The sequence below is a fragment of the Sphingomonas abaci genome (assembly GCF_014199625.1).
Taxonomy (GTDB): Bacteria; Pseudomonadota; Alphaproteobacteria; order Sphingomonadales; family Sphingomonadaceae; genus Sphingomonas; species Sphingomonas abaci.
In genome coordinates, this window is sequence record NZ_JACHNY010000006.1 from 255,757 (window position 1) to 282,245 (window position 26,489).

A 26,489-nucleotide genomic window follows, 5' to 3' on the forward strand; every position below is an offset into this window, starting at 1 on the left:
ACATAATTGCCGGTGGTCATGATTTGGGTAAATCGATGCCCCAATCGTCCAGCCGCTTGCGCAAGGTATTGCGGTTGATGCCGAGCGCGCGGGCGGCGCGCAGTTGGTTGCCGCCATGGCGCGCCAGCATCGCCGCGATCAGCGGCCGCTCCACCTCGGCGATCACCCGGTCGTAGAGCGTGCCGTCGTCCAGCCCCGCCGGCGCCTCGCGACCCAGCCGGTCGAGCAAGGCGCGCACCGCCTGGTCGAACCCGGCCTCCGCCGGCTCGCTGGGCGTACGGGGCGCGCCCATCAGCCCGCGGATCGCCTCCGCATCGATCACCGCGTCGCGCGCCAGCACCGCCAGCCGGCGCATCAGATTCTCCATCTCGCGGACATTGCCGGGCCAGTCATGCGCCATCAGCAACGCCACCGCATCCGTCGACAATTGCCGGCGCGGCAGGCCCTGCACCGCCGCCTGGTCGAGGAAATGCCGGGCCAGCAGCGCGACATCCTCGCCCCGTTCGCGCAGCGAGGGGAGTTCGAGCGGCACGACGTTGAGGCGATAGAACAGATCCTCGCGGAACAGTCCGGCCGCGACCTGCGCCTCCAAGTCGCGATTGGTGGCGGCGACGATCCGGACGTCGGCGCGGATCGTGCGCGCTCCGCCGACCGTGGTGAACTCGCCGGTCTGGAGCACCCGCAGCAGCCGGGTCTGCGCGTCGATCGGCATATCGCCGATCTCGTCGAGGAACAGCGTGCCGCCCGCCGCCTGTTCGAACCGTCCGGCATTGCGCTGGCCCGCGCCGGTGAACGCGCCGCGCTCATGGCCGAACAATTCCGCCTCGATCAGGTCGCGCGGGATGGCGGCCATGTTGATCGCGACGAAAGGCGCGGCGCGGCGGCCGCTCAAGTCGTGGATGGCGCGCGCGACCAGTTCCTTGCCGGTTCCCGATTCGCCCGACACCAGCACGGTCAGATCGGTGGACACGACGCGCGCGATCACGCGGTAGACATGCTGCATCGCCGGCGAGCGGCCGATCAGCGGCAGCGTCTGATCCTGGGCCAAGTCCTCGGGGGGCTGGCTGCTCTCCGCCGCCGTCCCACCCCGTGCCAGCGCCCCCGCCACCGCGCGGGCCAGCACGTCCAGGTCGAAGGGCTTGGGCAGATATTCATAGGCGCCCAGTTCCGCCGCGCGCACCGCCGTGGTCAGCGTGTTGCGCGCCGACAGCACGATGATCGGCAGGGCGGGCAGCCGCGCCGCCACCTCCTTCATCCGGTCGATGCCGTCGCCGTCCGGCAGCACGACGTCGGTCAGCAGCACGTCGGGCGTGCCGCGCGCCAGCGCCCGGTCGAGCTGGGTGAGGCTGTCGACCGTCGAGACGACATGCCCGTCGCGGCGCAGCGCCTGCGCGATCACGGTGCGGATCGCGGCGTCGTCGTCGCAGACCAGGACATGGCTCATCGCACGGCTCTCGGCAGCAGGAGGCGGAATACGGTGGCGGCAGGCGCCCCCTCGCGCGCATATTGGACAATGCCGCCCATGTCGCGCACCAGCTTGTCGACCAGCGCCAGGCCCAACCCCTGCCCCTCCGGCCGGCTGGAGACGAACGGGTCGAACAGATGCTCCACGATGTCGGCGGGCGCGCCGGGGCCGTTGTCGATCACGCAGATCTCGATCGGCAGCGGCACGCGCGGCTGCCCCGGCACGCCTGCGCGAGTGACGCCGTGGCGATAGGCGGTGGTCATGGTCAGGCAGGGTGTCCGCACCTCGCGCACCGCTTCACGCGCGTTCTTCAGCAGGTTGATCAAGATCTGGGTCAGCGCGTCGCGATTGATCGCGGCCGGCGGTAGCGACGGATCGTAGCGTTCCTCGATCCGCACCCCGCGCGCGAAGCCCGCCTGCGCCAGCCCGCGCGCATGGGCGAGCAGCGGGTAGATGTTCTCGCCCGCGATCGGCAGCGGGCGGGTGTCGCTGAAATCCTGCATCCGGTCGATCAGCCCGGCGATCCGGTCGACCTCGGTCGTGATGAGCTGGGTCAGCTCGCCCGCGCCCAGCAGCTGCGCCGCGCCGCGGATGCCCGACAGCGGGTTCTTGATCTCATGCGCCAGCATCGCCGCCGCGCCGACCGCGGCGCGCGCGCCCGCCCCGCGATCGCCGGCGGTCGCAAAGCGGCGCGCGCCGGCCGCATTGTGCAGCGTCACGGTGCGCCAGCCGGCATGGTCGGGGACTTTCGCCTCGACGAAATCGACGCGCATCCGCACGCCGCGCGCGGTCGCGATCTCGGTGTCGTAGACCGCGAAGCCGTGCCCGTCATGGGCCTGCGCCGCCTCGGGCGGGGGCAGGATCGCGGCGAGCGGCTGACCGCGCATCACCCGTTCGGACAGGTTGAGCAACTGCTCCGCCAGCGCATTGGCATGGGCGATCCGGTCGTCGGGATCGACCACCAGCACCGCGACCGGCAGCGCGGCGAACAGTTCGGCGAATCCGGGACGGCCCCGGACGCCCGGTTCAGGCGGCTTCACGCCGCCGCCACGGCGCGTAGAACTCGGCCAGCATCCGCTTCACCACCTCTGCGTCCGGCTGCTGATTGACGGTGTTGCGGAACTCGGCCGAACCGGTCAGTCCCTTGGTGTACCAGCCGATATGCTTGCGCGCCATGTTGACGCCGGTCACCGTGCCATAGTGCGAGAGCATCGCGTCATAATGCTCCGCCACCACGTCATATTGCTCGTCCAGATCGGGGTCCGGCCGGCGCTCGCCGGTCGACAGGAAATGCATCACCTGCCCCAGCAGCCAGGGCCGGCCATAGGCGCCGCGCCCGATCATCACGCCGTCCGCGCCCGACTGTTCGAGCGCCGCGATCGAATCGTCGATGGTCAGGATATCGCCATTGACCAACACCGGCAAGTCGATCGCCTGCTTCACCTTCGACACGAAGCGCCAGTCGGCCTGGCCCTTGTACATCTGGTTGCGGGTGCGGCCATGGACCGTGATCATCTTCGCGCCCAGATCCTGGGCGATGCGCGCCAGTTCGGGGGCGTTCAGGCTGTCATGGCACCAGCCCATCCGCATCTTCAACGTGACCGGCGCGGACACCGCCTTGACCACCGCGTCGATCAGCTGCGCCGCCAGCTTCAGGTCGCGCATCAGGGCCGAGCCGGCATCGCCGTTCGTCACCTTGCGCACCGGGCAGCCCATGTTGATGTCGATGATCGCCGCGCCGCGATCCTCGGCCAGCTTCGCCGCCTCGCCCATCTCATAGGGCGTGCAGCCGACCAGCTGCATCGACACCGGCTCCTCGGACAGATGCCAGGCCGCCTTCTGGATCGACTGGCGCGTCTCGCGGATCGCGGCCTGCGACGCGATCATCTCGGTGACGTTGAGGCCCGAGCCGTAGCGGCGGACCAGGGTGCGGAACGGCATGTCGGTGACCCCCGTCATCGGCGCGAGCACGACGGGGCAATCGATCCGGACGGGGCCGATCTGGATGGGCTTGAAATGGTGCATAAGGCTGAAAACCGCCGGCTCCTTAGCGCAAAACCGGGCTTGCAACAAGCTATGGCCCCGGCCGCCCCGGTCCGCTAACCGGCGCGCCATGGCACCGCCCCGCACCCTGGCCCTGATCCTCGCCGCCGGCAGCGGCAGCCGCGCCGGCGGCCGCTGGCCCAAGCAGTTCGCCACCGTCGCCGGCAAGCCGATGCTGCTCCATGCGGTCGAGCTGCTCGGCCGCCACCCGGCGATCGACGGCGTGGTCGTGGTCGCCGCGCCCGAGCGCATGGCGCAGGTCCGCGCGCTGATCGGCGACGCCGCGCTGGTCGAAGGTGGCGCGACCCGGCGCGAGTCGGTGGCCGCCGGCCTCGCCGCCCTGCCCGAGGACGCCGAGCGGGTCCTGGTGCACGACGCCGCCCGCCCCTTCGTCCCCTATGCGGTGATCGACCGGGTGGTGGCGGCGCTGGACGACCATGACGGCGCGACGCCGGTGCTGGCGGTCGCCGACACGCTGGTGCGGGGGCACGACTCGATGCTGGGCGACGTGGTGCCGCGCGCCGGGCTGCACCGCGTGCAGACGCCCCAGGGCTTCCGCCTCGCGGCCCTGCGCGCCGCCCATGCCGCCTGGCCCGAGGGGGACGAGGCGACCGACGATACGCAGATGGTGCGGCGGCTTGGCGGCAGCGTCGCATTGGTGCAGGGCGATCCCATGCTGGAAAAAGTCACCTACCCCGAGGATTTCGCTGCCGCGGAGTCGCGTGTGCAATGGGAAAGCCGCTCGGCCAGCGGTTTCGACGTGCATCGGCTGGAGGCCGGTGAGGAATTGTGGCTGGGCGGCGTTCGGATCCCGCACGACAAGGGGCTGTCGGGTCATTCCGATGCCGATGTCGCACTCCATGCGCTGACCGATGCGCTGCTCGGCACGATCGCCGCGGGCGACATCGGCACGCATTTCCCGCCCAGCGACCCGCAATGGCGCGGCGCTGCCTCCGACCAGTTCCTGGCCCATGCCGCCAAGCTGATCGCCGACAAGGGCGGGCGAATCGATTTCGTCGACCTGACGATCATCTGCGAAGCGCCCAAAATCGGCCCGCACCGCGCCGCCATGGTCGCGCGGATCGGCGAGATTCTGGACCTGCCCGCCGACCGCATCAGCCTGAAGGCGACGACTACGGAGCGGCTGGGCTTCACCGGCCGGGGCGAGGGCATCGCGACCCAGGCGATGGCGACCGTCAGCCTGCCCCGGACGCCGCGCTGATGCGCGTCCGCTTCCGTCTCGCCGCCCTGTTCGTCGCGCCGGCGCTGCTCGCCAGCCCGGCCGCGGCGCAGCGTCCCTGCCTGACCAGCGCGGAGGCCGAGTCGCTCGCCACCGTTGCCCTGCCCGACGTGATCCGCGAGACCGGCCGCGTCTGTGCGCAGCGCCTGCCCGCGACCAGCCTGATCCGAAGCGGCAGCGGCCCGCTGATCGCCAAATACCAGGCCGCCGCCGACCGGGCCTGGCCGGCGGCGCAGGGCGCGATCGTCAAGCTCAGCGACCCGGCGGTCACACTGCTGCTGCAGTCCGAATACGCCCGACCGGTGCTGACCAGCCTGATCGCGCCCCTGGTGGTCGGCCGCGTCGCGATCGAGGATTGCGGCACGGTGGATCGGCTGGTCACGCTGCTCGAACCGCTGCCGCCCGCCAACACGGCCGGCGTGATCGTCACCGTCCTGCGCTATCTGAAGGCGGACAAGACCAAATCCGTGGCTAAATCGGGCAAGACCGGCCTTCCCGAAATCCCGCTTTGCCCGCAGCCGTGACGAGACCATGATGACCGATACCCTTCTCCCCCATTCGCTGGTCGAGGCCGCGCGCCGCGTGATCGACGCCAACCGCGCCGCCGGCCGCACCATCGCGGTCGCCGAAAGCTGCACCGGCGGGCTGGTCGCGGCGGCGCTGACCGAAATCCCCGGCTCGTCCGATGTGTTCGTCGCCTCCTTCGTCACCTATGCCGACCAGGCCAAGCGCAACCTGCTGAAGGTCGGCGGCGACATATTGGAGACGTTCGGCGCGGTGTCGGTCGCCGTCGCGTGGAGCATGGCGCGCGGCGCGCTGGAAAAGAGCGGCGCGGACATCGCCGTGTCGATCACCGGCATCGCCGGCCCCGGCGGCGGTTCGGAGCGCAAACCCGTCGGCACCGTGGTCTTCGCCCGCGCCGACAAGGGCGGCGACGCATCGGAAATTCATGCCGATCGCAAACTGTTCCCCGACACTGGTCGGGGCGGCATCCGGCTTCAAGCGGCGCTGTGCGCGCTCGAGCTGCTGCTGCCGTCGGAAGTGCCGCCGGTCGTCGAGGTCGAGGCCGATCCCGCGCCGTAGAGCGCGGCGGCGCGCGTCTCGAACGCGCCGATCATGCGGCGGAGCGCGGTGCCGAACACCTGCCCTGCCAGCATCTCGAACACCCGGTTCTTAAAAGCGAAGTCGACCGAGAAGTCGACCGCGCAGCCGCCCGGCTCGGGCCGGAAGCGCCAGTCGTTGCGCAGATACTTTAGCGGCCCGTCGACATAATCGACGCTGATCCGCTCGGGTCGGCTCTTTTCGACGCGACTGGTGAAGGTCTCGCGCAACCCCTTGAAGCCGACGATCATGTCGGCCACCGTCTCCGTCTCGCTATCCTGGCGCACCCGCATCGCGCTGACCCAGGGCAGGAATTCGGGATAGCGCCGCACATCGGCGACCAGGTCGAACATCTGTTCGGCCGTATAGGGCAGATGGCGGGTTTCGCTATGCTTGGGCATCGGGTCCTAGGCCTCTCAGGCGCCGATCGCGATCCGTCCGGCTTTCGCCGCGAGCTGCGCGTCCCGCGCCGCCTTCATCTTCGCGAAGTCGTCGCCGGCATGATAGCTGGACCGGGTCAGCGGCGACGAGGCGACCAGCAGAAAGCCCTTGGCCCGCGCGATCGCAGCATAGGCGTCGAACGCCTTGGGCGGCACGAACTCCGCCACCTTCGCATGGCGCGGCGTCGGCTGGAGATATTGCCCCATGGTCAGGAAATCGATGCCGGCCGAGCGCATGTCGTCCATGACCTGATGGACTTCCAGTCGCTCCTCGCCCAGGCCCAGCATGATGCCCGACTTGGTGAAGATCGACGGATCGAGCTTCTTCACGCTCTCCAGCAGGCGGATCGACGCGTAGTAGCGCGCGCCCGGTCGGATCGTCGGATAGAGCCTGGGCACCGTCTCCAGATTATGGTTGTAGACGTCGGGCCGGGCGGCGACGATCGCCTCCACTGCCGCTTCGTGCTTGTTGCGAAAATCCGGGGTCAGGATTTCGATCGTGGTGACCGGGTTCGACTTGCGGATCGCCTCAATCACCTTGACGAACTGCTTGGCGCCGCCGTCCGGCAGGTCGTCGCGGTCGACCGAGGTGATGACGATGTGCTGCAGGCCCATCTGCGCGGCGGCGTCGGCGACGTTCTGCGGCTCCATCGGATCGACCGCGCGCGGCATCCCCGTCTTCACGTTGCAGAAGGCGCAGGCGCGCGTGCAGGTGTCGCCCAGGATCATGACGGTCGCATGCTTCTTCGACCAGCACTCGCCGATATTGGGGCAGGCCGCCTCTTCGCAGACGGTGGTCAGGCTTTTCGAGCGCATCAGCTCGCGCGTCGCGGCGAAGCCGGCCGAGGTCGGCGCCTTCACCCGGATCCAGTCGGGCTTGCGGACCCGTTCCGGACGGGCGAGCGGTGTCATCTCGTTCATCCCCGCCAGATAGGCGCGGCGCACGCGATTGTCATCCACCCGCGTCATGCCGACGCCGCCTTTCGTGCAGGACGCGTGACGTGCGGCGGCACACATCCTACATCACGCGGATGGCCGACCTGTTCGCCGGTATCGATCCGCCCCCCGCCCCGCCCGCCGACCCCGCCCCCGACGCGCCGCTGGCCGACCGGCTACGCCCGCGCACGCTCGCCGAGGTGGTCGGACAGACGCACCTGACCGGCCCCGATGGCGCGATCGGGCGCATGGTCGCGGCGGGGCGGCTGTCGTCGATGATCCTGTGGGGCCCGCCCGGCACCGGCAAGACCACGACGGCGCGGCTGCTCGCCGATGCGGTGGCCTTGCGCTTCGTCGCCATCTCCGCCGTCTTCTCCGGCGTCGCCGACCTGAAAAAGGCGTTCGCGGAAGCGCGCGACCATGCCCGGCTCGGCAAGCGCACGCTGTTGTTCGTGGACGAGATCCACCGCTTCAACCGCGCGCAGCAGGACGGCTTCCTGCCATATGTCGAGGACGGCACCGTCACCCTGGTCGGGGCGACAACCGAAAACCCGTCCTTCGAACTCAACGCCGCCTTGCTCAGCCGCGCCCAGGTGCTGATCCTCCACCGGCTCGACCGGGATGCGCTGGAATTGCTGCTCGCCCGCGCCGAGGCGGTGATGGAGCGCCCCCTGCCGGTGACCGAGGCGGCGCGCGACGCGCTGGTCGCCAGTGCCGATGGCGACGGCCGCTTCCTGCTCAACCAGGCGGAGACGCTCTTTTCGGTCGACCTGGCCGCGCCGCTCGACCCGGCGGGCCTCTCAGCCTTCCTGCAACGCCGCGTCGCCGTCTATGACAAGGACCGCGAGGGGCATTACAATCTCATCTCCGCGCTCCACAAATCGATCCGGGGTTCGGACCCGCAAGCCGCGCTCTACTATCTCGCCCGGATGCTGACCGCCGGCGAAGACCCGCTGTTCCTGCTGCGCCGCCTCACCCGCGCGGCGGTGGAGGATATCGGCCTGGCCGACCCGCAGGCGCTGACCCAGTGCATCGCCGCCAAGGACACGTACGACTTCCTCGGCTCGCCCGAGGGCGAACTGGCGATCGCCCAGGCCTGTGTCTATCTGGCGACCGCGCCGAAATCCAACGCGGTCTACAAGGCGCAGAAGGCGGCGTGGAAGACCGCGCGCGAGACCGGCTCGCTGATGCCACCCGACAACATCCTGAACGCGCCGACCAAGCTGATGAAGCAGATCGGCTATGGCCAGGGGTACGAGTACGACCATGACGCCGAGGACGGCTTCTCCGGCGCCAATTACTGGCCCGAGGCGCTGGGGCCGCAGCGCTTCTACGAGCCGACCGAACGCGGCTTCGAGAAGCGGATCGGCGAGCGGCTGGCCTGGTGGGACGAGCGTCGCCGGCGCTGAGCCCGCTTGCGGTCGGGCGCGGGGGACGGCAGGACGGCCGCATGCCTCGTCAGATCACCGCCTATTCCAATCCGCTGGTCAAAAGCGTCCGGGACCTGCGCGACAAGCGCCACCGCCGCGAACAGCGCCGCTTTCTGGCCGAGGGCCTGCGCATCCTGACCGAGGCGCGCGAGGGCGGCCGCCTGCCCTCGCTGCTGTTCTTCGCCGCCGCCAGCGCGCAGCATCCGCTGGTCATGCGCCTGATCGACGCGGTCGAGGCGGCGGGCGGCGAGGCGATCGAGACAGTGCCCGACATCCTCTCCAAATTGTCCGGCAAGGACAATCCCCAGGCTGTGGTCGGTGTGTTCGAGGAATTCGAGACGTCGCTCGGCGAACTCGACCGGTCGCGCGCCGGCCTCTGGCTGGTCGCGGAGCGGCTGCGCGATCCGGGCAATCTCGGTACGATCCTGCGCACCGGCGACGCGGTCGGGGCCGGCGGGCTGATCCTGGTCGGCGAATGCGTCGACCCCTTTTCCGTGGAGGCGGTGCGCGCCAGCATGGGCGCGCTGTTCACCGTGCCGGTGGTCCGGACCGAATGGCAGCCCTTTCTCGCCTGGCTGCGCCAGGGGCCGGGCCAGCTCGTTGGCCTTAGCCTCGACACGGAGCATGATTATCGCGCCGCACGCTACGCCGCGCCGACCTTCCTCCTCACCGGCAACGAGGCGCAGGGGATGCCGGCCGATTACGCGGCCGCGTGCGACCTGCTGGTCAAGATCCCGATGCTGGGCAAGGCGGACAGCCTGAACGCGGCGGTGGCGACGGCGGTGATGGCCTATGAAGTGCTGGCGCAACAGCGCGGTTGAGCAAGGGCGGCTGGCCCGGGGAGAGCGACGATGCGGATGATGGTGGTGATGATGGGAATGGCGATGCTGGCGGCCTGTTCGGGCGCACCCGAGGCGCCGCCGCCCGCCGATCCGGTCGCGCTGGCCAAGGCGTCCGCCGCTCAGATCCTGGCTTCCGCACCCAAGTCGCTGGGTGGCGGCGTGAGGATCACCGGCGCGGCGGCGGAGGGGCGGACGCTGACCATCGCGCTCGACGGCATGGACGACTGGCGCGGGCAATATAGCGACGCCTCCATGGCGACGACGATGAAGCGCGGCATCTGCTTCGAGCCGGGCGTCGAGGCGCTGACCAAGGCTAAGGGGCTGGTCCGCCTGCAAAGCCGCGACGCCAAGGGGGTGGCGCTGCCGCCCCTGCTGATCGACGCGTGCTGATCGGCATAGGGTAGGATCCGCGCGAGGAGGTGGAGAGGGTTTTGCATCGGGAAGCCTCTCCTCCTCCCCTTCCTGTTCCCCGGCGAAGGCCGGGGCTCGGTGGGGGACAAAGGTGATGGAGCGCAACGCCCCGTTACCACCGCCTTTCCAACTGGGCCGGGGCCTTTGCCGGAAATCGAGGGGTTAGCAAACGAGCCCCCCCTCGATCATGCGACCTTCTCGCGTATCTGCGTGACCACGCCTCGCTCGCTCACTCCGCGGCCGTCACCAACTTGGTCAGCGGCCGCGCGGACTGTTCGCCGACGGGCAGCGGCTCGATCGTCTTGCCGGCGGTGTCGATCTTGAGCTGTTCGAAACGTCGCGCCTGGGTCAGCACCTGGCTCTCCAGCGAGCCGACGAACTGGTTGTAGGCGGTCATCGCCGTGTCGAGATTGCGACCGAGCTTCGACACATGCCCGCCCATCGTCGCCAGGCGGGCATAGAGGTCCTTGCCCAGCATCCCGATCTCGCGCGCCTGCTCGGCCAGCATCTCCTGCCGCCACACCGCCGCGACCGTACGCGCGATCGCGATCAGGTTGGTCGGGGTCGCCAGCAGCACGCGCTTGTCGAACGCATAGTCCCACAGGGTCGAGTCCTGCTCCAGCGCGGCGGAGAGGAAATGCTCGCCCGGCACGAACATCACGACATAATCCGGCGTATCGTCGAACTGCGTCCAATAGCTCTTCGCGCCTAGGCCATTCACATGCGCGCGCATCGAGGCAGCATGGCGGGCCAGGCCGATCTGCCGCGCCTCGTCGTCGATCGCGCCGAACGCGTCCTGATAGTCGTTGAGCGATACCTTCGCGTCGATGACCAGCGACTTGCCACCCGGGACGCGGACGATCGCGTCGGGGCGCAGCCGCCCGCCCTCGCCATCCGACACGCTGACCTCGGTCGCGAAATCGGTATGTTCGGACAGGCCGCAATTCTCCAGCACGTTGCGCAGCTGCTGCTCGCCCCACCGCCCGCGCGCCTTCGGCGCGTTGCGCAGCGCGTTGACCAGCTTTGCCGCCTCGCTGCGCACCGTCTCCTGGCCGACGCGCATCGACTCCATCAGTCCCTGCAGGTTGCCGAACGCGTCGCGCCGCTCCTTCTCGACCTGGGCGACGCCCTCCTCATAACGCTGAAGCCGATCGTTGACCGGCTGGAGCAGCGCGCTGAGCTTCGCGCCCTGCGCCGCCTCGGATGCGGCGAAGCGGGCATTGGCCTGTTCGAGGAACTGGGTTTGCGCCGACTCGAGCGCCCTGGCCGCCGCCGCGCCGAACTGCGCGGTCATCGTCTCGCGCGCCTCGTGCAACTGACGCAGCGTCTGCTGGTGCGCCGCCTCGCGTTCCGCCGATTGCGCGCGCAAGGCCGCCAGCTCCTGCGCCGCCGATCGCAGGGCGTGCAGCTCGGCGGTCAGCGCCTGATAGGCGGCGTGCCGTTCCTCGCCCTGCGCGCGGAGCATCGCCACGTCCTGCATCGCCTGGTTGCGCTCGCGCTCGACCGAGTCGCGGGCCTGCCGCACCAGATCGGCGTCGGCCGCACGCTGCCGGGCCAGCGCCAGGTCCGCCGCCAATCCGGCCGCCTTGCGCCCCGCGAGCAGCCAGCCGATCGCAAGGCCGGCCATCAGCGCGAACAGCGCGGCGATCACCAGTTCGGCCGTCATCGGCCGCCTCCGAGCGATCGGGCGACGGAACGGGCGGCAGGCTTGGACGCATCAGACATGAGCGGGAACGTACAGCGAACGCATCCAGCCGCAAAGGGGCTTTCGCCAGCTGCCCCCATCCGGGCGATCGCGGGGGTCAGGCCCGGCGCTGCTTGGCCAGCTTCTTCATCAGCATGTCGCGCTTCAGCCGCGACACATGGTCGATGAACAGCACGCCGTTCAGATGGTCGATCTCATGCTGCATGCAGGTGGCGAGCAGACCGTCCAATTCCTCTTCCTGCGACGCGCCGGTCTCGTCCAGCCAGCGGACGCGGCAGCGCGCCGGGCGGCGCACCTCGGCATATTGGTCGGGTATCGACAGGCAGCCTTCGTTATAGGTCGACAACTCCTCGGACACCGACAGAATCTCGGGATTGATATAGGCCTTGGGCGCGCGGATCGGCTTGCCCTCTCCATCCTCCTCGGCCTGGAGGTCGATGACCAGGATACGCTGGTCGACGCCGACCTGGATGGCGGCGAGGCCGATGCCGTTGGCGGCATACATGGTGTCGAACATGTCGGCGACGAACTGGCGGACCGCGTCGTCCACCGCGGCCACGGGCTTGGAGACGAGGCGGAGGCGTGGGTCGGGGATTTCGACGATGGGAAGTACGGACATGGCGGCGGCGCTAAGTCCCCCCGCCCGCAGCGTCAAGCGGCGACGCCGCCCCGCCCCAGCCGCGCCAGCAGATCATGCTGCATCGCGCGCACCGGGCTGGCCGCTCCCGCGGCCGCGGCCATCTCCGCGTCTCCGGCCAGCGCCCGGTCGAGCGCGGCGGCGCGGCGGAACAGCGCCTGGCTTGCCTCGACCAGATGCCGCGCCTCGTCGGGCAGGCCGGACAGCACCGCGTCCTCGCTGGCGATCTCGTCGCTCAGCCGGCGGTTGGGGGTCAGCGCCTCCATCGGGGTCAGTTCGCCCGCGGCGACCGCCCGGCGCACCAGCAGCCAGGCGATGACGTGCATCAATCGCGTCGTCACTTTCAGCGACTCGCAGCTGAACGCGACGCGAGCGACCGGCGGCAACGTATCGCGATCCTGGCGACTGCGATCGTCGAAATAGCTGCGCGCCTCGTCGGCCAGCAACATGGCGTCGGTGTAGAGCGCGTTCACGAGACGCGTCTGGATTCCGGCGGGCGTCATCGAGCCGATCATGCCGCGCTGCATGGCACACGCCACCCCGCCTGCCCAGCGCCAATGCCGCGCGCCTGCGTCCCGAATCGGGGCGCGGCGGGCGCGTCAGGCGATGATGTCGGGCAGCAACTGGTCCTCGAGCACGGAAATCTCGTCGCGCAGCCGCAGCTTGCGTTTCTTCAAACGGGCGAGTTGCAACTGGTCCGGCGCCCCTTGCGCCTGGAGCGCCGCCAGCGCCGTGTCCAAGTCGCGATGCTCGGTTCGCAGCGCCTGCAGCCGGGCGTTGATCTCGCTGTCGTCCATCTTGTCCCCCGCGCGCCTCTTGCCCATGCCGCCGCGCCGTCGATTCCCCCGACGACGGACGCCCCGCCGTACAGGACGCCGCCGCAAAAGTGCAACGGACGGTCGCAGTGGCGCTTTTTAACCGGCGACAAGCGCCGCGTCCTATGTTCTATTCATTCTCGCTAGCTGAAGGAGAATCTGCCCATGCAGTCCACCGCTCACCAGTCCGCACTGGAGGCCAAGCACGCCTCGATCGACCGTCGCCTCGCCGAGGAGAGCCACCGGCCGCTCCCCGATACCGCGCTGATCGCGGAACTGAAGAAGCAGAAGCTACGACTGAAGGACGAGATCGTCAGCCACTGAGCGTCGCCATCGACGTCCATGGTCGACGCCGGCCCCGCCACCATGGCAGGGCCGGCGTTTTGTTTTCAGGCATCACGACAGATGGATCAGCGCCGCGGTGCGCCAAGCAGCGACTTCGCATAGGTCGGCGTGCTGGTGCCACCGCCCACCGGCAACCGCGCCTTTTTCGGGTCGATCGGCGAATCGAGCGCGATGCCGATCCGGCCCTCCGCGCACCAGGCGACGCGACCCGGACATTCGCCGATGTTGCGCAGGTCCACCGTCACCCGCGCGCCGATACCGACGATGCGCGGATATTCCGCCATCATCCCGCCTTCGGACAGGTTGCGGATGCGAACGTCATAGGTCTTGTCGACGCCGTCGAACCGAAGCTGCGCGGTCAGGAACAGGCTGTCGCGGCGATTGCTGCGCTTGCCGGCGCCATCGGCATCGTTCCTGCTGTCATCGCCGGTTGCGCCGTCCATATCCGATCCCGCTTCGTCCACTATTCGACCCACCTGCGCTTGGGGCTGAATTTCTGAACAAAGCCCTAATGGAAAGCCCGCCGCCCGTCCATGCTTCCCGCGATGGGACAGGTCGAGCCGAGCCGCCCGGCACGTCGTTGCACCGATAAAGCAAGGGCGGCGAAGCGCATGCGCCCGCCGCCCCATTATGGGAGAGGATAACCGACGGCCCGAGATCGCCGCCGTTTCGGTCTCAATCTTCCCGCGACACCTTCTCGTGCCGCTCGTGACGCTCCTGCGCCTCGACGGTCATGGTCGCGATCGGCCGGGCTTCCAGCCGCGCCAGGCTGATCGGTTCGCCCGTCACTTCGCAATAGCCATATTCGCCTTCGTCGATCCGGCGCAGCGCCGCCTCGATCTTGCTGATCAGCTTGCGTTGCCGGTCGCGGGTGCGCAGCTCGATCGACCAGTCCGTCTCGCTCGACGCGCGGTCGGTCAGATCGGATTCGCGCAGCGAGTCGAGCTGAAGCTGCGACAGCGTTCCCTGCGACTCCATCAGGATCGCCTCTTTCCACTGGTTCAGCTTGTTGCGGAAATAGGCCTGCTGTCGGGGATTCATGAACGGCTCGTCCGCCGTCGGACGATAGCCGTCGTCATTGGCCACCCTGTGGCCGGTGGAATGGTCGTCAACGCGATTCAACACCGTCGCCATACCGATCTCCCTACAGCCCTGTCGCGGAGCGGATTGACACCGTCTCTTTTCCGCCGGGCCACCCCCAGATGATGCGGCCTATAGCTTCGTGAAGGTCGTGTCACAAGCAACCGTTCCACTGTCCCCGATATGGTTTTGACAGGATAGTTGCGCAGAAAGCACGTTTTACCGGTTCGATCCGCTCGGCCTGGCCAGCTTTGGCACAGATCGCTCCGCAATGGATCGAAGCGCGTCTCTCAGGTTATTGATCCTGATCGAAACGGCAGGGGCGGAGGGATGCGCGAACCCTTTGCGCCATGCGGCCACGTCATCATGACGCCAGCCGGACCGCCGGGGCGAAATCAGCCCCGGCGGTCCGTCATGACCGGTGCGGAGACCGTGAGGTCAGGCGTTCAGCAACGCCTGTTCGATCTGATCGACCGGATGGCCGGTCAGGTCCTTGGCCAGCTCACCGACCAGTCGGCCGCTGACTTCCTTATGATAATGCTTGCGGAGTTCGCCCAGCGTCCGCGGCGGCGCGACGACGATCAGCGATTCGAACTTGTTGGCGAGCGCCCGGCGACGCAGCATCTCGGCGGTTTCGGCAGCGAACCGGTCCTCTTCCTGCTGATGGTAATCGGTTTCCTCGAACGATCCGCGCGACGGGGCGAACTGGGCGCCCTGCCCGCCGCCACCGGCCTGATTCGATCCCCCCTGCGCGATCGGCGGCGCCCCGGCGCCGCTCTGGGTCGAGCGGGCGCTGCCGGCTGCGTCGGTCTTCTGGTCGCCGTCACGCGGATTGGCCTGCTCCTCGGCATGCTCGACCTTCAGGTTCGGATGTTCGGCATCGCCCTCGTTGCGAAAGAACAGGCTTTTGCGACCATCCACCACCAGCACGAACGCATTATGGGGAACCTGCATCGCTATCTCCTCTATCGGCTTCTATCGGGTCGGGTAACGCGCGCGCGGCGGCACGGGTTGCGCGGCCCGGTCGCGCCCGCCATAGCCCGGCCATGCACGACATCCGCCTGATCCGCGACGACCCCGCCGCCTTCGACGCCGCGCTGGCGCGCCGCGCGCTCGCCCCCGTCGCCGCCGAGCTGCTGGCGCTCGACGAGCGCCGCCGCGCCACCATCGCCGCCGCGCAGGAGGCGCAGACCCGCCGCAACGACCTGTCCAAGCAGATCGGTCAGGCCAAGGCGCAGAAGGACGAAGCGCGGGCGCAGGGCCTGATGGCCGAGGTCGCGGCGCTCAAGGAACGCCTGCCGCAACTGGAGGAGGAAGAGCGCGCCACCGCCGCCGAACTGGACGCGCGCCTGGCCGCCATCCCCAACCTGCCCGCCGCAGACGTGCCCGAGGGCGCGGACGAGGACGGCAATGTCGAGGAGAAGAGTTGGGGCACCCCGCGCACGTTCGATTTCCCGGTGCGCGAACATGACGCGATCGGCCCGGCCCTGGGCATGGATTTCGATACCGGCGTCGCGCTCGCCGGCGCGCGCTTCACGCTGCTGCGCGGGCCCGTGGCGCGGCTCAGCCGGGCGCTCGGCCAGTTCATGCTCGACCGGCTGGTCAACGACTTCGGCTTCGAGGAGGTCGCGCCGCCGCTGCTGGTGCGCGACGAGGTGGCGTTCGGCACCGGGCAATTACCGAAATTCGCCGAGGACCTGTTCCGCACCACCGACGGCCGCTGGCTGATCTCCACCGCCGAGATGTCGCTGACCAACATCGTCCGCGAGCAGATTCTGAGCGAGGCGGAGCTGCCGTTGCGCTTCGCCGCGCTCACCGCCTGTTTCCGCTCGGAAGCGGGTGCGGCGGGCCGCGATACGCGCGGGCTGATCCGCCAGCATCAATTCGAGAAGGTCGAGATGGTGTCGATCACCCCGCCCGACGCGTCGGACGCGGAGCATGAGCGCATGACCCGCGCCGCCGAGGGCGTGCTTGAGGCGCTGGACCTGCCCTATCGCCGGATGAAGCTGTGCACCGGCGACATGGGCTTCACCTCGCTGCGCACCTTCGACCTGGAGGTCTGGCTGCCCGGGCAGCAGCGCTACCGCGAGATTTCGAGCTGTTCGACCTGCGGCGACTTCCAAGCGCGGCGGATGAACGCGCGCTTCCGGGCGGAGGGCGAGAAGGCGCCGCGCTTCGTCCACACGCTGAACGGCTCCGGCCTTGCGGTCGGCCGCACCCTGGTCGCCGTGGTCGAGAACTATCAGCAGGCCGATGGCTCGGTCGTCGTGCCCGCCGCCCTACGACCCTATATCGGCAACCTCGAACTGCTGGAGCCGGCCCGCTGATGCGCATCCTGCTGACCAATGACGACGGCATCCATGCGCCCGGCATGACGGTGCTGGAGGCGATCGCCGCCACCCTGTCCGACGACGTGACGGTGGTCGCGCCGATCGAGGAACAGTCGGGCACCGGCCGCTCGCTGACGCTGACCCGGCCGATGCGGTTGAAGCGGTTCGGCGAAAAGCGCTTCGCGGTGACCGGCACGCCCACCGACGCGGTGATGATGGCCCTGACCGAGGTAATGAAGGACGGTAAGCCCGACCTGATCCTGTCGGGCGTCAATCGCGGCGCCAATCTGGGCGAGGACGTGCATTATTCCGGCACCGTCTCCGCCGCGATGGAGGGCGCGCTGGCCGGCATCCGCTCGGTCGCGCTCAGCCAGCGTTATCCCGACCATGCGCCGGGCGAGCGCGTATCCTTCGCCACGGCCGAGGCCTGGGGCGAGCGGGTGCTCCGGCCGCTGCTTGACAGCCAATGGTCGCCCCGGACGATGGTCAACGTCAATTTCCCGCCGGTCGCCCCCGATCAGGTCCGGGGCGTGCGCGTCGTGCCACAGGGTCTGCGCGATTACGGGCGCGCGCGGATGGAGAAACGCAGCGATCCGCGCGGCTTTCCCTATTACTGGCTGGCGATGGACCGGGTGCCGCTGAGCGTGACCGGCGAGACCGACCTGGACGCCTCGGCGGAGGGTTATGTGTCGGTGACGCCGTTGCAGGTGGACATGACGCACCGGTCCTCGCTCGATATGCTGCGCGCCGTGTACGCGTAGGAGGATGGCGATGCGGGGAGCGGTGGTGGCGGCGACGGCGCTGATGCTGGGCGGCTGCATCCCGCGCATGGAGCCGCCCACCGATTATGGCCGGCCCGCCCCGCCGCCGCCACCGCTCGATCACGGTCCCCCGACGACCGACTTCACCCCGCATGACGAGGCCGTGGCGGCGCAGGGCACCGCGCCGACCCGGCCCGTCACCCGCGTCGCGGTGCCGGGAGCAGCCGCCCGGCCCTTGTGGGAGGCACGACCGGTCGAGGCGGATGCGCGCAGCGTCGAAGCCTCCACCTATGTCGTCCGGCCGGGAGACACGCTGCGCGGCATCGCCGAGCGGACCGGCGCCGGCGTGGACGCGATCGCGCGCGCCAACGGCATCGCCGCACCCGCCTATGTCGTCCGCATCGGGCAGCGACTGACGATTCCCGCCGGTCGCTATCATCTGGTCCGCACCGGGCAGACCGGCATCGCCATCGCCCGCGCGTACGGCGTCGAGTGGTCGCGCATCGTCGCCGCCAACGGGCTGGAGGAACCCTATGTCCTGCGTGCGGGCCAGCGCATCCTGATCCCGGAGGCGGCCGTCGCGCCGGGCAGTCGCGCCGCCGAGCGTGCCGCCGCCTTCCGGCTCGATGTCGACGACATCCTGACCGGCGGCGAGCCGGCGCTGGCCAAGAACGCGGCGCCCGTCAGGCCCGTCGCCCGGCCGAAACGGCCTTTGCCCGCCACGGTGCCGGTCGCGCCACCCAGGCAATTGGCGGGCGGCGGCTTCCTCTGGCCGGTCGATGGCCGCGTCGTCCGCCGCTTCGGGCCGGGGCGCAGCGGCGAGCGCAACGACGGCATCAAGATCGCAGTGCCGCTGAACACCCCGATCCGCGCCACCTCGGCCGGCGTCGTCGCCTATGCCGGCGACGGCATCGCGGCGCTGGGCGGCCTGATCATCATCAAGCATGGCGATGGCTGGACCAGCGTCTATGGCCATGCCGCCAAGCTGCTGGTCACGCGCGGGCAAAGCGTGACGCGTGGCCAGGTGATCGGCCTGTCGGGGGATACGGGCTTCGCCGACCAGCCCGAGCTGCACTTCGAACTGCGCAAGGGCCGCACGCCGGTCGACCCGCAAGGCCAGCTTCGCCGCTGACCCGAGCCTATTGGCGCTTCGTCTCCGGCATCGCCACCAGATAGAGGATGAGACCGGACCCGGCGATCGCGGCGAGCGTCAGGAAGCTGGCGGTATAGCCCGCCGCGACGATGATCCAGCCCGCCAGCGACGCCGACAGCGCCGCGCCCAGCCCCTGCGTCGTCGCCACCGCGCCCTGCGCGACGTTGAAACGGCCCGACCCCTTGGTCAGGTCGGCGATCACCACCGGGAACAACGCGCCGAAGATGCCCGCGCCGACGCCGTCCAGCGCCTGCACCCCGACCAGCCACCAGGCGTCGTTCGACACGGTGTACAGCGCGCCACGCGCGGCCAGGAAAGCGAATCCGGTGAGGAAGATGGGCTTGGTCCCCCAGCGTTCGGCATGGCGGCCGACCAGGATCGCGACCGGCACCATCACCGCCTGCGCCGCGACGATGCAGGCGGCGGTCAGCGAGGTGGCCTGGTCCTTGCCGACGGTGCGCGACAGGAGCTGGCTGACCGAGGTCAGCATCGCCGCGTTGGCGAGGTGGAACAGGAAGGCAATGACCGCGAAGATCAGGAGCGGCCGGTTCTCCAGCACGACCCGCCAGCCGCTGGGCTCCTCGCACCCATGCTCCGGCTCGCAGTCCAGGCCGCGCGCGACCGCGTTGTCGATATCCCCATTGCGCAGCCGCATCGCGCTGAACACGCTCGCCACGGTCAGCGCCGCCATCAGCCAGAAGACGACGACTGGTCCGAACTTCCAGGCGAGCACGCCGGCCAGCGCCGCCGACACGGCGTTGCCGGCATGGTTGAACGCCTCGTTGCGGCCGACCCGCTTGGCGAACATCCTGGGCCCGACCAGCCCCAATGTGATGGCGGAGATGGCGGGTGCGAACACCGCCCCTGCGATGGCGGCGACCGACTGGCCGATAGTGACGGCGGTGAAGCCAGATACGACCGGCAACGACAGGCTGCTGAGCGTGACCAGCAGCGCGGCGGCGATGACGATGCGCGGCTTGTTGCGGCTGCGATCGATCAGCCCGCCGGCCGGCGTCTGCGCGACCAGCCCGACCAGCCCGGCGATGGTCAGCACCATGCCGACCGTCGCCTCGTTCCAGCCATGTGCGGGACCCCGCACCGCAAGCAGGTAGATGGCGAGATAGGGCCCCAGCCCATCGCGCACGTCCGCCAGGAAAAAGTTGAGGGCGTCGAGCGTGCGGCCCGGCGGCGCCGGATGCGGGGCCGCGCCGCCGGGACGGAGCGTTGCGGAAGCGGTCGCCATCACAGATCCTTAAGCCAGGAGGAGAATGGAATATTCGTCAGCCGGTCAACAGCCGCGCGGCGAAGGCGGCGGCGAGCGCGGGGATCATCGTCACCGCACCGACCTTGAGAAAGCGGAGGAAGTTGACATCCTCCCCCTCGCGCCGGATCGCCTGGAGCCACAGGATGGTGGCCAGTGATCCGGTGATCGACAGGTTCGGCCCCAGGTCGACCGCAATCAGCAGCATGTCGACGACCAGTCGCGGCGGATGCGCCTGCGCCACCGCCGTGCTGGCGATCAGCCCGGCGGGCAGGTTGTTGACCAGGTTCGACCCGAAGGCGAGGATCGTGCCCGAGGTGACCGCCGCTCGCTGGGGGTCGGAGGTCGCGGCATCGCGCAGGGCGGCGGCGATCATGCCGATCACCCCGGTCCGGTCGAGCGCCTCGACCAGCACGAACAGACCGGCGACCAGCGGCAGCACGCTCCACGACACGTCGCGCACCACGCCGACCGGCGAGCGGCGCGCGAGCAGCGCCACCGCCAAGGTCGTCGCCACGCCCGCCAGCGCCGTCGGCAAGCCGAGCGGCCGGTCGACCGCCGACACCAGCAGCAGCAGCACGGCCGTGCCCACGATTCCCGCCAGCGCCGCTCGTCCGCCGCCGGTCAGCGGCGCCCGCTCGACATCCGAAGTGCAGGTGCCCGCGATCCGCGACCGCTCCGTCCAGCGCAACGCCAGGAACGTCACCCCGATCGCCGCCACCGACGGCAGGGCGAACGAGCCGAACCAGGCGCCGAGCGCCGGCATATGGCCGCCATAGAGCACCAGGTTCGCCGGGTTGGAGATGGGCAGCACGAAGCTGGCGGCGTTGGCGATCAGCGCGCAGGCGAACAGCAGCGGCAGCGGGTCGGCCCTGGCCTTGCGCGCGGCGGCATAGACGGCGGGCGTCAGCACCACCGCGGTCGCGTCGTTGGACAGGAAGCTGGTGGTGACGATGCCGGTCGCATAGACCAACAGGAACAGGCGCGGCGTCGAACCGCGCGCATGGATCGCCGCCGTCGCCGCCACCCAGTCGAACAGCCCCTGTTGCCGGGCGGTCTCGCTCAGCAGCATCATGCCGATCAGGAAGAGATAGACGTCCATCCCCTCGCCCACCGCATGAAGCGCGGCGGCTGGCGGCATCAGGCCGAGCAGCAGCAGCGCCCCCGCCCCCGCCACCGCCCAGATCGCCTCCGGCCAGCGGAACGGACGCGCGATCACCCCCGCTGTCGACAAAGCACAGATGCCCCAGGTCGCACCGGTCGCCAGGATCATGCGACGGCCACGCCTGGCAGCGGGGATCGAACATGGGGAAAGCGAGAGGCAGGAATGGCGGAGTCCTCCGTTCGGGTCGACCGGGCGATGGCACCGATCGCCGGCTCCTTGCCCGACCGGGCGCGCCAAGCCAATGCCGGCACCCAGAAAGGGGCCAGGCGATGCAGCGGTTACAGCAAGCAGGCAGGAGCATCGGCACAGTCGTCCCATCGGGTCCGTGCAGAACCCGATGCTGGCGACATGGCTCCCCTCATTTAAATGAAGAATCCGTCATGTCGCGGGAACATCGACGATTCTTGTTCACGCGATCCGGAAGTACGTCACTATTACTGACTATACTATCCGTTCAGCCGCGACCACTCATCTCCGCACCCGCGTCGGGCGCGAACCGGCGATTGACGAAGAAGGCGAACAGCGAGATCGCCGTCACCACGAAGAAGGCGGTGGTGAAATCGGGAAAGGCCGGCCGCGTATGGCCACGCGCCAGCATCGACAGATGCAGCACCAGTGCCGCGATGCAGATGCCCAGCGACAGCATCAATTGCTGGAAGGTGGCGTAGAAGCTCGTCGCCACGCTCATCCGCCGTTTGTCGATCTCGTCATAGGCGATGGTGTTGTAGGCGGTGAACTGGAAGGACATGAGAAAGCCGGACACCACCAGCACCGCGAACATCCCAGCGACCGGCCAGCCCGGCCGGAACAGCCCGCACAACGCGTAGCTGCATGCCGAGGATATGCCGATCACGATCAGGCTGGACCGGAAGCCGAAGCGCCGCAGGATCCGGCGCGCCACGCCCTTCATCCCGAACGATCCGATCGCGGTCGCCACCGTGATCAATCCGCTCTGCGCCGCGCTCATGCCGAAGCCAATCTGCATCATCAGCGGCAGGAGGAAGGGTTGCGCCCCCTGGGTGATGCGCGTCAGCGACCCGCCCATCACCGACAGGCGGAAGGTCGGCACGCGGAGCAGCGACAGGTCGAGGATGGGGTGCGCGGCGTGGCGGGCGTGACGCAGGTAGAAGGCGCCCGCGACCAGCCCGATCGCGACCAGCGGCGCGGCCACCGTGCCGCCGCCCGATCGGCTCGCCATCTCGAACCCGAACAGGAGGCAGCCGAGCGCGATGCCCGACAGGACGAAGCCCATCGGATCAAACGGATGCGCCTCGGTTTCGCGCACATCGGCGATGAAGCGGCCGACCAGGATCACGCCCAGCACGCCGATCGGCAGGTTGAGCCAGAAGATCCAGCGCCAGTCGAGGTAGGTGACGATGAAGCCGCCCACCGGCGGCCCGACGATCGGCCCGATCAGGGCCGGCATGATCAGCCAGGACATGGCCGACACCATGTCGCGCTTGGCCACCGATCGCAGCAGCACCAGCCGCCCGACCGGCATCATCATCGCCCCGCCGATCCCCTGGAGGAAGCGCGCCGCCGCCATCATCGGCAGCGTCGGCGACAGGCCGCAGGCGAGCGATCCACACATGAACAGCACGATCGCCAGGCGGAACACCCGCTTCGCGCCGAACCGGTCCGCCATCGTGCCCGAAGCCGGAATGAACACCGCCAGCGCCAGCAGATAGGAGGTGAGCGCGATGCTCATCTCCGGTGCGCGCACGCCGAAATCGCGCGCCATGGTCGGCAGCGCCGTCGCCAGCACGGTGGCGTCCAGATTTTCCATGAACATCGCGCAGGCGATGATCAGCGCCACGGTGCGGTAATTACGGCTTGGCGGCTCGACCGGGTCCTGTTCGGGCGTCTGCGCGACGCCGTTGGCGGCGGGTACGATGCCGTCGCGCATCTCGGCATGGACGGAGGCTATGCCGCGACGGCGCGGGCGCAGATGGTCGATCAGGTTCAGGGCCTGGACTCCTCGGTCGGTTGGTGGTCGCTCATGGCCGCTCCACCGCGTCGAGCGCCGACTGCAGCCGCTCGATCACCTGGATCGCGGCGTCGAGCGCTGCATCGTCGATCCCGGCGAACAGCCGAGCGCGCACCGCGGCCGATCGTTCCTCGGCCCGCTCCGCCAAGTCGCGCCCGGCCGGCGTCAGATGCAGCGTCTTGGCCCGGCGATCCGCCGGATCGCCCCGCCGCTCGATCAGTCCGGCCCGCGCGATTCGATCGACGAGCGGCACCAAGGTTGGCCCCTCCACACCCAGCCGCTCGGCCAGTTCGCCCTGGCGCACGCCGTCCGCCATCCGGCCGAGCAGCATCACCGCCAGCGCGCTCGAATGCGATAGCGACAGGCCCGCCAATTCGCGGTCGAGATGCAGCCGGTACGCTCGCGCCACCGGCACCAGTCCGGCCGCGAGCCGCCGCTCCCTGGCTGATCGCCTCACGGTCATCGATGAAAGATAGGGGCCTAAGCAATGCGCGGCAAGCGTCGCTATGTCGGCGAGCGGCAAGGGCTTTGCCCCAACTTGCTAATCCCGCTCAGCGAGTTTGAGCGGACACGAGGACAGCCGGCGGACGTTCGATGCGCAGGATCGCAAGGAGCTGGGCGTGCATATCCACCACCTGAATTGCGGCACCGACTGCCCGCTGGGCGGCGCGCTGTTCGACGGGCGCAGCGCCGGGCCGCTCGGGCGCATCGTCTGCCACTGCCTGCTGATCGAGACGCCCGCGCACGGACTGGTGCTGGTGGATACCGGCTATGGCCTGCGCGACGTGGCGCATCCGCACCGCCATCCCGACCCGCGCATCTCGCTGCCCTGGCGACTGATGCTCAACATCCGCCTGCGCGAGCAGGAGACGGCGATCCGCCAGGTGGAGGCGCTCGGCTACCGGGCCGGCGACGTCCGCCACATCATCGCCACGCACCTCGATTTTGATCATGCCGGCGGCCTGGAGGATTTTCCCAATGCGACCGTCCATGTCATGCAGCGCGAATATGACGACGCCACCGGTCCGCGCCGTGGCATCGTCGCGCGGAACCGCTGGCGCACGCGGCAACTGGACGACGTCGGCGCGTGGCGGCGGTACGGCGCGCGCGGCGAGGCCTGGTTCGGCTTCGACGCGGTGCGCGACCTGGACGGCTTGCCGCCCGAGATCCTGATGGTGCCGCTGCCGGGTCACACCTGGGGCCATGCCGGGGTGGCGATCCGGCAGGCCGATGGCTGGCTGCTCCATGCGGGCGACGCCTATTTTTACCGGGGCGAGATGCGCCAGGCGCGGCGTCGCTGCACGCCCGGCCTGCGCGCCTATCAGCGGCTGATGGAGGTGGATGCCACGCAGCGGCTGCGCAACCAGGACCGGCTGCGCCGTCTGTCGGTCGAGCGACGCGGCGAGGTGACGGTCACCTGCACCCATGATCCGGTCGAGCTGGAGCGCTGCCAGGCGGGCGATCCGCTCTGACGGGGCGGGGCGGTCAGGCGGCGGCGAATTGCTGGCGGAGGTCGGTCAGGGTCGCGGCGATATGCTGGGCCAGCATCGCCTCCAGACCCGCCGCATCGCGCGCCAGCCATAGGTCGAGCAACGCGCGATGTTCCTGATGCGCGCGCGACTCGCGCCCGGCGGGCTGGAGGTGGGCGATGACATAGCGTTCGGCCAGGATCGACAGGCGCTCGACCATTTGCGTGGTGAGCGGTCGTTTGCCGGGTCGCACCATTGCTGTGTGGAAGTCGCGGTTTCGCACCGCCATCTCGCCCAGGTCCGACCCGAAGGCCCGGTCGAGCCGGTCGAGCGCCGCCTCCGCCTCGGCGCGGTCGGCATCGTCGGCGACCAGTGCGGCATGGGCGGCGGCGGCCGGCTCGATCGCCAGACGCATGGCGTAGATCTCGTCCGCCTGGTCGGCCGACATGGGATGAATGAAATAGCCGCGATTGGCCTGGCTGACGAGCAGGCCCTCCTGCTCCAACCGCCCCAGCGCCTCGCGCAACGGAATCTTGCTGACGCCAAGCTGCGCCGCCAGCGCATCCTGCCGGATCGGCAGGTCCGTCGCCAGCCGTCCGGTCACGATCTGCTCGCGGACGATCTCGAACACCCGCTCGGACAGGGTGCGCACGACGATACTGGACATCAAAAGGCTACTCCGAAGACGATGGGGACGGCAGGCCGGAGAGCGCCGTCCCGCGACACATCGCCGCGGAACCTTTTCAGAATGATGCCGTGCAATCAATCCGAATATCGGATTTTTGGTAGCGATAGCATCGACTTACCGTATACGATCGCGCCGGCAGGGCAGGCGGCGGACCGCCCTGCCCCGCCGGCCTCGGATCAGAAGCGGAAGCCGTAGCTCGCCACCACCTGATGACGATCCGTATCGACGTCGAATGCACCGCTGGTGCCGCCATCCGAATAATTGACGCGGCCGCGGCCATAGTTCGAGTAACGATACTCGACCTTGGCATAGCTGTTGCTGCTCAGCGCATGTTCCGCGCCGGCACCCACGCGCCAGCCGTCGAGCTTGAAGCTGGTGTCGGTGGTCGTGTCGGTATTGCCGGCGAGCACGTTCAGCTTGGCATTGGTGTAGCCGCCCTTCACGTAGACCAGCGTCGTCGGCGAGGCGAGGATACCGACGCGGACGCCCGCATACAGGTCACGGCCCGCCTTCACCCGGCCATAGCCGAAGTCCTGGGTATAGTCGTAGCGATCGCTCTTCGCGGTCGAACCGGTGATCTCGCCCTCCGCGCCCAGAACCACGCCGCCCGCGGTTGCGATGTCGTAGCCGATGCCGCCACCATAGACGAGCCCGTCGATGTTGCGGTGCGAGCGACCGGTGCCCTGCGCGTTGCTGCCCGCATTGACATGATCCCAACCCAGCGTCGCTTCGACGCGCGGACCCGTGAAGGTCGGATTGACCTCCTGAGCGAACGCCGGGGCAGCCACGAGAACGCCGGCGACACAGACCACGGCAAGACGCTTACGCATAATAGAACTCCATATTCCTCGAGGCCCGCTGTCGGCCTCGCGGAGCTCAATGGCCGAGATCGCAAGACGCTGCATGAACCTCAGATAAACGTCGGCAAGTGTTGCAGGACGGCAACAATAAAAGGCCCTACCTCGTCCTCTTTATGGCGAGTGAATGATTTGCGGCAAGATCATGGCGCAGGGCGCTGCGGAGCGACGATGAGGACCGGATGACGATAAAGCCTCTCGAACAACTTTATGACATCCGCGTCATGCCGGAACTAGAGCGGTTTCCGGTCCTTTTGAATCGTTGGGGATTCACACTGGCGCAGTTTTGTGATTCAGGCTTTGAGCCGGGTCAGGAGGCCGGCACAGA

Annotated in this window: 29 protein-coding genes; 11 read left to right on the forward strand and 18 right to left on the reverse strand. The window is 69.0% G+C overall.

The features are described from left to right. Positions 1-16: 16 nt before the first annotated feature. Genes ntrC through dusB form a run of 3 tightly spaced genes read right to left on the reverse strand, consistent with a single transcriptional unit; the run spans position 17 to position 3,490 of the window. A complete protein-coding gene (gene ntrC / locus GGQ96_RS15120) occupies positions 17-1,444 on the reverse strand; it encodes a nitrogen regulation protein NR(I) (protein ID WP_184116216.1) in 1,428 nt (475 codons plus the stop codon). After that, complete coding sequence (locus tag GGQ96_RS15125) at positions 1,441-2,505, reverse strand: ATP-binding protein (RefSeq protein WP_184116225.1); 1,065 nt, start codon at positions 2,503-2,505, stop codon at positions 1,441-1,443. The genes ntrC and GGQ96_RS15125 overlap by 4 nt, the downstream gene beginning before the upstream one ends. Continuing rightward, on the reverse strand, positions 2,492-3,490 hold the full coding sequence (dusB, locus tag GGQ96_RS15130; protein WP_184116227.1) for a tRNA dihydrouridine synthase DusB: 999 nt from the start codon (positions 3,488-3,490) through the stop codon (positions 2,492-2,494). Before dusB ends, GGQ96_RS15125 begins: the two co-directional genes overlap by 14 nt. Before the next feature lie 88 nt (positions 3,491-3,578). On the opposite strand from dusB, the gene GGQ96_RS15135 reads away from it, so the two are divergent. From GGQ96_RS15135 to GGQ96_RS15145, 3 genes are read left to right on the forward strand one after another with little or no spacing between them, the layout of a single operon-like run. Next, a complete protein-coding gene (locus GGQ96_RS15135) occupies positions 3,579-4,730 on the forward strand; it encodes a bifunctional 2-C-methyl-D-erythritol 4-phosphate cytidylyltransferase/2-C-methyl-D-erythritol 2,4-cyclodiphosphate synthase (protein ID WP_184116229.1) in 1,152 nt (383 codons plus the stop codon). Continuing rightward, positions 4,730-5,272, forward strand: a complete 543-nt coding sequence (locus GGQ96_RS15140; RefSeq protein WP_184116231.1) for a hypothetical protein — start codon at positions 4,730-4,732, stop codon at positions 5,270-5,272. Before GGQ96_RS15135 ends, GGQ96_RS15140 begins: the two co-directional genes overlap by 1 nt. Before the next feature lie 10 nt (positions 5,273-5,282). Further along, complete coding sequence (locus GGQ96_RS15145; protein ID WP_184116233.1) at positions 5,283-5,831, forward strand: CinA family protein; 549 nt, start codon at positions 5,283-5,285, stop codon at positions 5,829-5,831. Here GGQ96_RS15145 and GGQ96_RS15150 read toward each other — a convergent pair. Together GGQ96_RS15150 and lipA are read right to left on the reverse strand one after the other, a co-directional pair. Further along, entirely contained in the window at positions 5,747-6,250 is a 504-nt protein-coding gene (locus GGQ96_RS15150; protein ID WP_184116235.1) for a type II toxin-antitoxin system RatA family toxin, read from the reverse strand. The two genes, GGQ96_RS15145 and GGQ96_RS15150, sit on opposite strands and share 85 nt — an antisense overlap. 15 nt (positions 6,251-6,265) lie before the next feature. Further along, a complete protein-coding gene (lipA, locus tag GGQ96_RS15155) occupies positions 6,266-7,210 on the reverse strand; it encodes a lipoyl synthase (RefSeq protein ID WP_184116325.1) in 945 nt (314 codons plus the stop codon). A gap of 110 nt (positions 7,211-7,320) precedes the next feature. Here lipA and GGQ96_RS15160 point away from each other — a divergent pair, with 110 nt between their 5' ends. The 3 genes from GGQ96_RS15160 to GGQ96_RS15170 are packed head-to-tail and all read left to right on the forward strand — an operon-like array spanning position 7,321 to position 9,887. After that, positions 7,321-8,634 carry a replication-associated recombination protein A gene (locus tag GGQ96_RS15160; RefSeq protein ID WP_184116327.1) on the forward strand — a complete coding sequence of 438 codons (1,314 nt, stop codon included), beginning with the start codon at positions 7,321-7,323 and terminating at the stop codon, positions 8,632-8,634. 41 nt (positions 8,635-8,675) lie between these two features. Next, the gene (locus tag GGQ96_RS15165) at positions 8,676-9,476 is read left to right on the forward strand and encodes a TrmH family RNA methyltransferase (RefSeq protein WP_184116237.1); all 801 of its coding nucleotides are present in this window, start codon (positions 8,676-8,678) and stop codon (positions 9,474-9,476) included. A gap of 30 nt (positions 9,477-9,506) precedes the next feature. Beyond that, a complete protein-coding gene (locus tag GGQ96_RS15170; RefSeq protein WP_184116238.1) occupies positions 9,507-9,887 on the forward strand; it encodes a hypothetical protein in 381 nt (126 codons plus the stop codon). A 250-nt stretch (positions 9,888-10,137) separates the two neighbouring features. Here the strand turns inward: GGQ96_RS15170 and GGQ96_RS15175 are convergent, their stop codons facing one another. The 4 genes from GGQ96_RS15175 to GGQ96_RS15190 form a co-directional block, all read right to left on the reverse strand. Continuing rightward, positions 10,138-11,574, reverse strand: coding sequence for a DNA recombination protein RmuC (locus GGQ96_RS15175; protein ID WP_184116239.1), 1,437 nt, complete (start codon positions 11,572-11,574; stop codon positions 10,138-10,140). Positions 11,575-11,710: 136 nt separating this feature from the next. Then, positions 11,711-12,232, reverse strand: a complete 522-nt coding sequence (gene def, locus GGQ96_RS15180; protein WP_184116240.1) for a peptide deformylase — start codon at positions 12,230-12,232, stop codon at positions 11,711-11,713. Positions 12,233-12,264: 32 nt separating this feature from the next. Continuing rightward, entirely contained in the window at positions 12,265-12,777 is a 513-nt protein-coding gene (locus GGQ96_RS15185) for a DUF1465 family protein (RefSeq protein ID WP_246360622.1), read from the reverse strand. Between the two features lie 72 nt (positions 12,778-12,849). Next, entirely contained in the window at positions 12,850-13,047 is a 198-nt protein-coding gene (locus GGQ96_RS15190) for a YdcH family protein (protein WP_184116331.1), read from the reverse strand. A 183-nt stretch (positions 13,048-13,230) separates the two neighbouring features. Here GGQ96_RS15190 and GGQ96_RS15195 point away from each other — a divergent pair, with 183 nt between their 5' ends. Then, complete coding sequence (locus tag GGQ96_RS15195) at positions 13,231-13,389, forward strand: YdcH family protein (protein ID WP_184116241.1); 159 nt, start codon at positions 13,231-13,233, stop codon at positions 13,387-13,389. An 86-nt stretch (positions 13,390-13,475) separates the two neighbouring features. Here GGQ96_RS15195 and GGQ96_RS15200 read toward each other — a convergent pair whose 3' ends face one another. The 3 genes from GGQ96_RS15200 to GGQ96_RS15210 form a co-directional block, all read right to left on the reverse strand. After that, the gene (locus tag GGQ96_RS15200) at positions 13,476-13,853 is read right to left on the reverse strand and encodes a PilZ domain-containing protein (protein WP_184116242.1); all 378 of its coding nucleotides are present in this window, start codon (positions 13,851-13,853) and stop codon (positions 13,476-13,478) included. 232 nt (positions 13,854-14,085) lie between these two features. Beyond that, positions 14,086-14,544 (reverse strand): RNA polymerase-binding protein DksA, encoded by a 459-nt coding sequence (gene dksA / locus GGQ96_RS15205; RefSeq protein WP_184116245.1) that lies wholly within the window; start codon positions 14,542-14,544, stop codon positions 14,086-14,088. Positions 14,545-14,928: 384 nt separating this feature from the next. Then, entirely contained in the window at positions 14,929-15,444 is a 516-nt protein-coding gene (locus GGQ96_RS15210; protein WP_184116247.1) for a host attachment family protein, read from the reverse strand. Between the two features lie 92 nt (positions 15,445-15,536). On the opposite strand from GGQ96_RS15210, the gene serS reads away from it, so the two are divergent. The 3 genes from serS to GGQ96_RS15225 are packed head-to-tail and all read left to right on the forward strand — an operon-like array spanning position 15,537 to position 18,713. Continuing rightward, the gene (gene serS / locus GGQ96_RS15215; RefSeq protein WP_184116249.1) at positions 15,537-16,817 is read left to right on the forward strand and encodes a serine--tRNA ligase; all 1,281 of its coding nucleotides are present in this window, start codon (positions 15,537-15,539) and stop codon (positions 16,815-16,817) included. Further along, the gene (surE, locus tag GGQ96_RS15220; RefSeq protein ID WP_184116251.1) at positions 16,817-17,581 is read left to right on the forward strand and encodes a 5'/3'-nucleotidase SurE; all 765 of its coding nucleotides are present in this window, start codon (positions 16,817-16,819) and stop codon (positions 17,579-17,581) included. Before serS ends, surE begins: the two co-directional genes overlap by 1 nt. A gap of 10 nt (positions 17,582-17,591) precedes the next feature. After that, positions 17,592-18,713: a M23 family metallopeptidase gene (locus tag GGQ96_RS15225; protein WP_184116253.1), complete on the forward strand. Its 1,122-nt coding sequence runs from the start codon at positions 17,592-17,594 to the stop codon at positions 18,711-18,713. Between the two features lie 7 nt (positions 18,714-18,720). On the opposite strand, the gene GGQ96_RS15230 is transcribed toward GGQ96_RS15225, so the two are convergent. From GGQ96_RS15230 to GGQ96_RS15245, 4 genes are all read right to left on the reverse strand, one after another. Beyond that, positions 18,721-19,977, reverse strand: coding sequence for an MFS transporter (locus GGQ96_RS15230; RefSeq protein WP_184116255.1), 1,257 nt, complete (start codon positions 19,975-19,977; stop codon positions 18,721-18,723). Between the two features lie 37 nt (positions 19,978-20,014). Further along, complete coding sequence (locus tag GGQ96_RS15235; RefSeq protein WP_184116256.1) at positions 20,015-21,268, reverse strand: arsenic transporter; 1,254 nt, start codon at positions 21,266-21,268, stop codon at positions 20,015-20,017. Positions 21,269-21,614: 346 nt separating this feature from the next. Then, positions 21,615-23,066 (reverse strand): MFS transporter, encoded by a 1,452-nt coding sequence (locus GGQ96_RS15240; protein WP_184116258.1) that lies wholly within the window; start codon positions 23,064-23,066, stop codon positions 21,615-21,617. Positions 23,067-23,157: 91 nt separating this feature from the next. Then, positions 23,158-23,604, reverse strand: a complete 447-nt coding sequence (locus tag GGQ96_RS15245) for a MarR family winged helix-turn-helix transcriptional regulator (protein ID WP_343059083.1) — start codon at positions 23,602-23,604, stop codon at positions 23,158-23,160. A gap of 163 nt (positions 23,605-23,767) precedes the next feature. Here GGQ96_RS15245 and GGQ96_RS15250 point away from each other — a divergent pair, with 163 nt between their 5' ends. After that, positions 23,768-24,619 (forward strand): MBL fold metallo-hydrolase, encoded by an 852-nt coding sequence (locus GGQ96_RS15250; RefSeq protein WP_184116260.1) that lies wholly within the window; start codon positions 23,768-23,770, stop codon positions 24,617-24,619. Positions 24,620-24,632: 13 nt separating this feature from the next. Here the strand turns inward: GGQ96_RS15250 and GGQ96_RS15255 are convergent, their stop codons facing one another. Both GGQ96_RS15255 and GGQ96_RS15260 read right to left on the reverse strand, forming a co-directional pair. Next, on the reverse strand, positions 24,633-25,283 hold the full coding sequence (locus GGQ96_RS15255; protein ID WP_184116261.1) for a GntR family transcriptional regulator: 651 nt from the start codon (positions 25,281-25,283) through the stop codon (positions 24,633-24,635). A gap of 197 nt (positions 25,284-25,480) precedes the next feature. Next, positions 25,481-26,134 (reverse strand): outer membrane protein, encoded by a 654-nt coding sequence (locus GGQ96_RS15260; RefSeq protein WP_184116262.1) that lies wholly within the window; start codon positions 26,132-26,134, stop codon positions 25,481-25,483. Positions 26,135-26,489 lie beyond the last annotated feature (355 nt).

What these genes read in the sequence shown, in the direction of transcription:
- ntrC (WP_184116216.1), bottom strand. Translation starts at nt 1,444, where the DNA reads ATGAGCCATGTCCTGGTCTGCGACGACGACGCCGCGATCCGCACCGTG.
- dusB (WP_184116227.1), bottom strand. Translation starts at nt 3,490, where the DNA reads ATGCACCATTTCAAGCCCATCCAGATCGGCCCCGTCCGGATCGATTGC.
- GGQ96_RS15135 (WP_184116229.1), top strand. Translation starts at nt 3,579, where the DNA reads ATGGCACCGCCCCGCACCCTGGCCCTGATCCTCGCCGCCGGCAGCGGC.
- GGQ96_RS15140 (WP_184116231.1), top strand. Translation starts at nt 4,730, where the DNA reads ATGCGCGTCCGCTTCCGTCTCGCCGCCCTGTTCGTCGCGCCGGCGCTG.
- GGQ96_RS15145 (WP_184116233.1), top strand. Translation starts at nt 5,283, where the DNA reads ATGACCGATACCCTTCTCCCCCATTCGCTGGTCGAGGCCGCGCGCCGC.
- GGQ96_RS15150 (WP_184116235.1), bottom strand. Translation starts at nt 6,250, where the DNA reads ATGCCCAAGCATAGCGAAACCCGCCATCTGCCCTATACGGCCGAACAG.
- lipA (WP_184116325.1), bottom strand. Translation starts at nt 7,210, where the DNA reads ATGAACGAGATGACACCGCTCGCCCGTCCGGAACGGGTCCGCAAGCCC.
- GGQ96_RS15160 (WP_184116327.1), top strand. Translation starts at nt 7,321, where the DNA reads ATGGCCGACCTGTTCGCCGGTATCGATCCGCCCCCCGCCCCGCCCGCC.
- GGQ96_RS15165 (WP_184116237.1), top strand. Translation starts at nt 8,676, where the DNA reads ATGCCTCGTCAGATCACCGCCTATTCCAATCCGCTGGTCAAAAGCGTC.
- GGQ96_RS15170 (WP_184116238.1), top strand. Translation starts at nt 9,507, where the DNA reads ATGCGGATGATGGTGGTGATGATGGGAATGGCGATGCTGGCGGCCTGT.
- GGQ96_RS15175 (WP_184116239.1), bottom strand. Translation starts at nt 11,574, where the DNA reads ATGACGGCCGAACTGGTGATCGCCGCGCTGTTCGCGCTGATGGCCGGC.
- def (WP_184116240.1), bottom strand. Translation starts at nt 12,232, where the DNA reads ATGTCCGTACTTCCCATCGTCGAAATCCCCGACCCACGCCTCCGCCTC.
- GGQ96_RS15185 (WP_246360622.1), bottom strand. Translation starts at nt 12,777, where the DNA reads ATGCAGCGCGGCATGATCGGCTCGATGACGCCCGCCGGAATCCAGACG.
- GGQ96_RS15190 (WP_184116331.1), bottom strand. Translation starts at nt 13,047, where the DNA reads ATGGACGACAGCGAGATCAACGCCCGGCTGCAGGCGCTGCGAACCGAG.
- GGQ96_RS15195 (WP_184116241.1), top strand. Translation starts at nt 13,231, where the DNA reads ATGCAGTCCACCGCTCACCAGTCCGCACTGGAGGCCAAGCACGCCTCG.
- GGQ96_RS15200 (WP_184116242.1), bottom strand. Translation starts at nt 13,853, where the DNA reads ATGGACGGCGCAACCGGCGATGACAGCAGGAACGATGCCGATGGCGCC.
- dksA (WP_184116245.1), bottom strand. Translation starts at nt 14,544, where the DNA reads ATGGCGACGGTGTTGAATCGCGTTGACGACCATTCCACCGGCCACAGG.
- GGQ96_RS15210 (WP_184116247.1), bottom strand. Translation starts at nt 15,444, where the DNA reads ATGCAGGTTCCCCATAATGCGTTCGTGCTGGTGGTGGATGGTCGCAAA.
- serS (WP_184116249.1), top strand. Translation starts at nt 15,537, where the DNA reads ATGCACGACATCCGCCTGATCCGCGACGACCCCGCCGCCTTCGACGCC.
- surE (WP_184116251.1), top strand. Translation starts at nt 16,817, where the DNA reads ATGCGCATCCTGCTGACCAATGACGACGGCATCCATGCGCCCGGCATG.
- GGQ96_RS15225 (WP_184116253.1), top strand. Translation starts at nt 17,592, where the DNA reads ATGCGGGGAGCGGTGGTGGCGGCGACGGCGCTGATGCTGGGCGGCTGC.
- GGQ96_RS15230 (WP_184116255.1), bottom strand. Translation starts at nt 19,977, where the DNA reads ATGGCGACCGCTTCCGCAACGCTCCGTCCCGGCGGCGCGGCCCCGCAT.
- GGQ96_RS15235 (WP_184116256.1), bottom strand. Translation starts at nt 21,268, where the DNA reads ATGATCCTGGCGACCGGTGCGACCTGGGGCATCTGTGCTTTGTCGACA.
- GGQ96_RS15240 (WP_184116258.1), bottom strand. Translation starts at nt 23,066, where the DNA reads ATGCGCGACGGCATCGTACCCGCCGCCAACGGCGTCGCGCAGACGCCC.
- GGQ96_RS15255 (WP_184116261.1), bottom strand. Translation starts at nt 25,283, where the DNA reads ATGTCCAGTATCGTCGTGCGCACCCTGTCCGAGCGGGTGTTCGAGATC.
- GGQ96_RS15260 (WP_184116262.1), bottom strand. Translation starts at nt 26,134, where the DNA reads ATGCGTAAGCGTCTTGCCGTGGTCTGTGTCGCCGGCGTTCTCGTGGCT.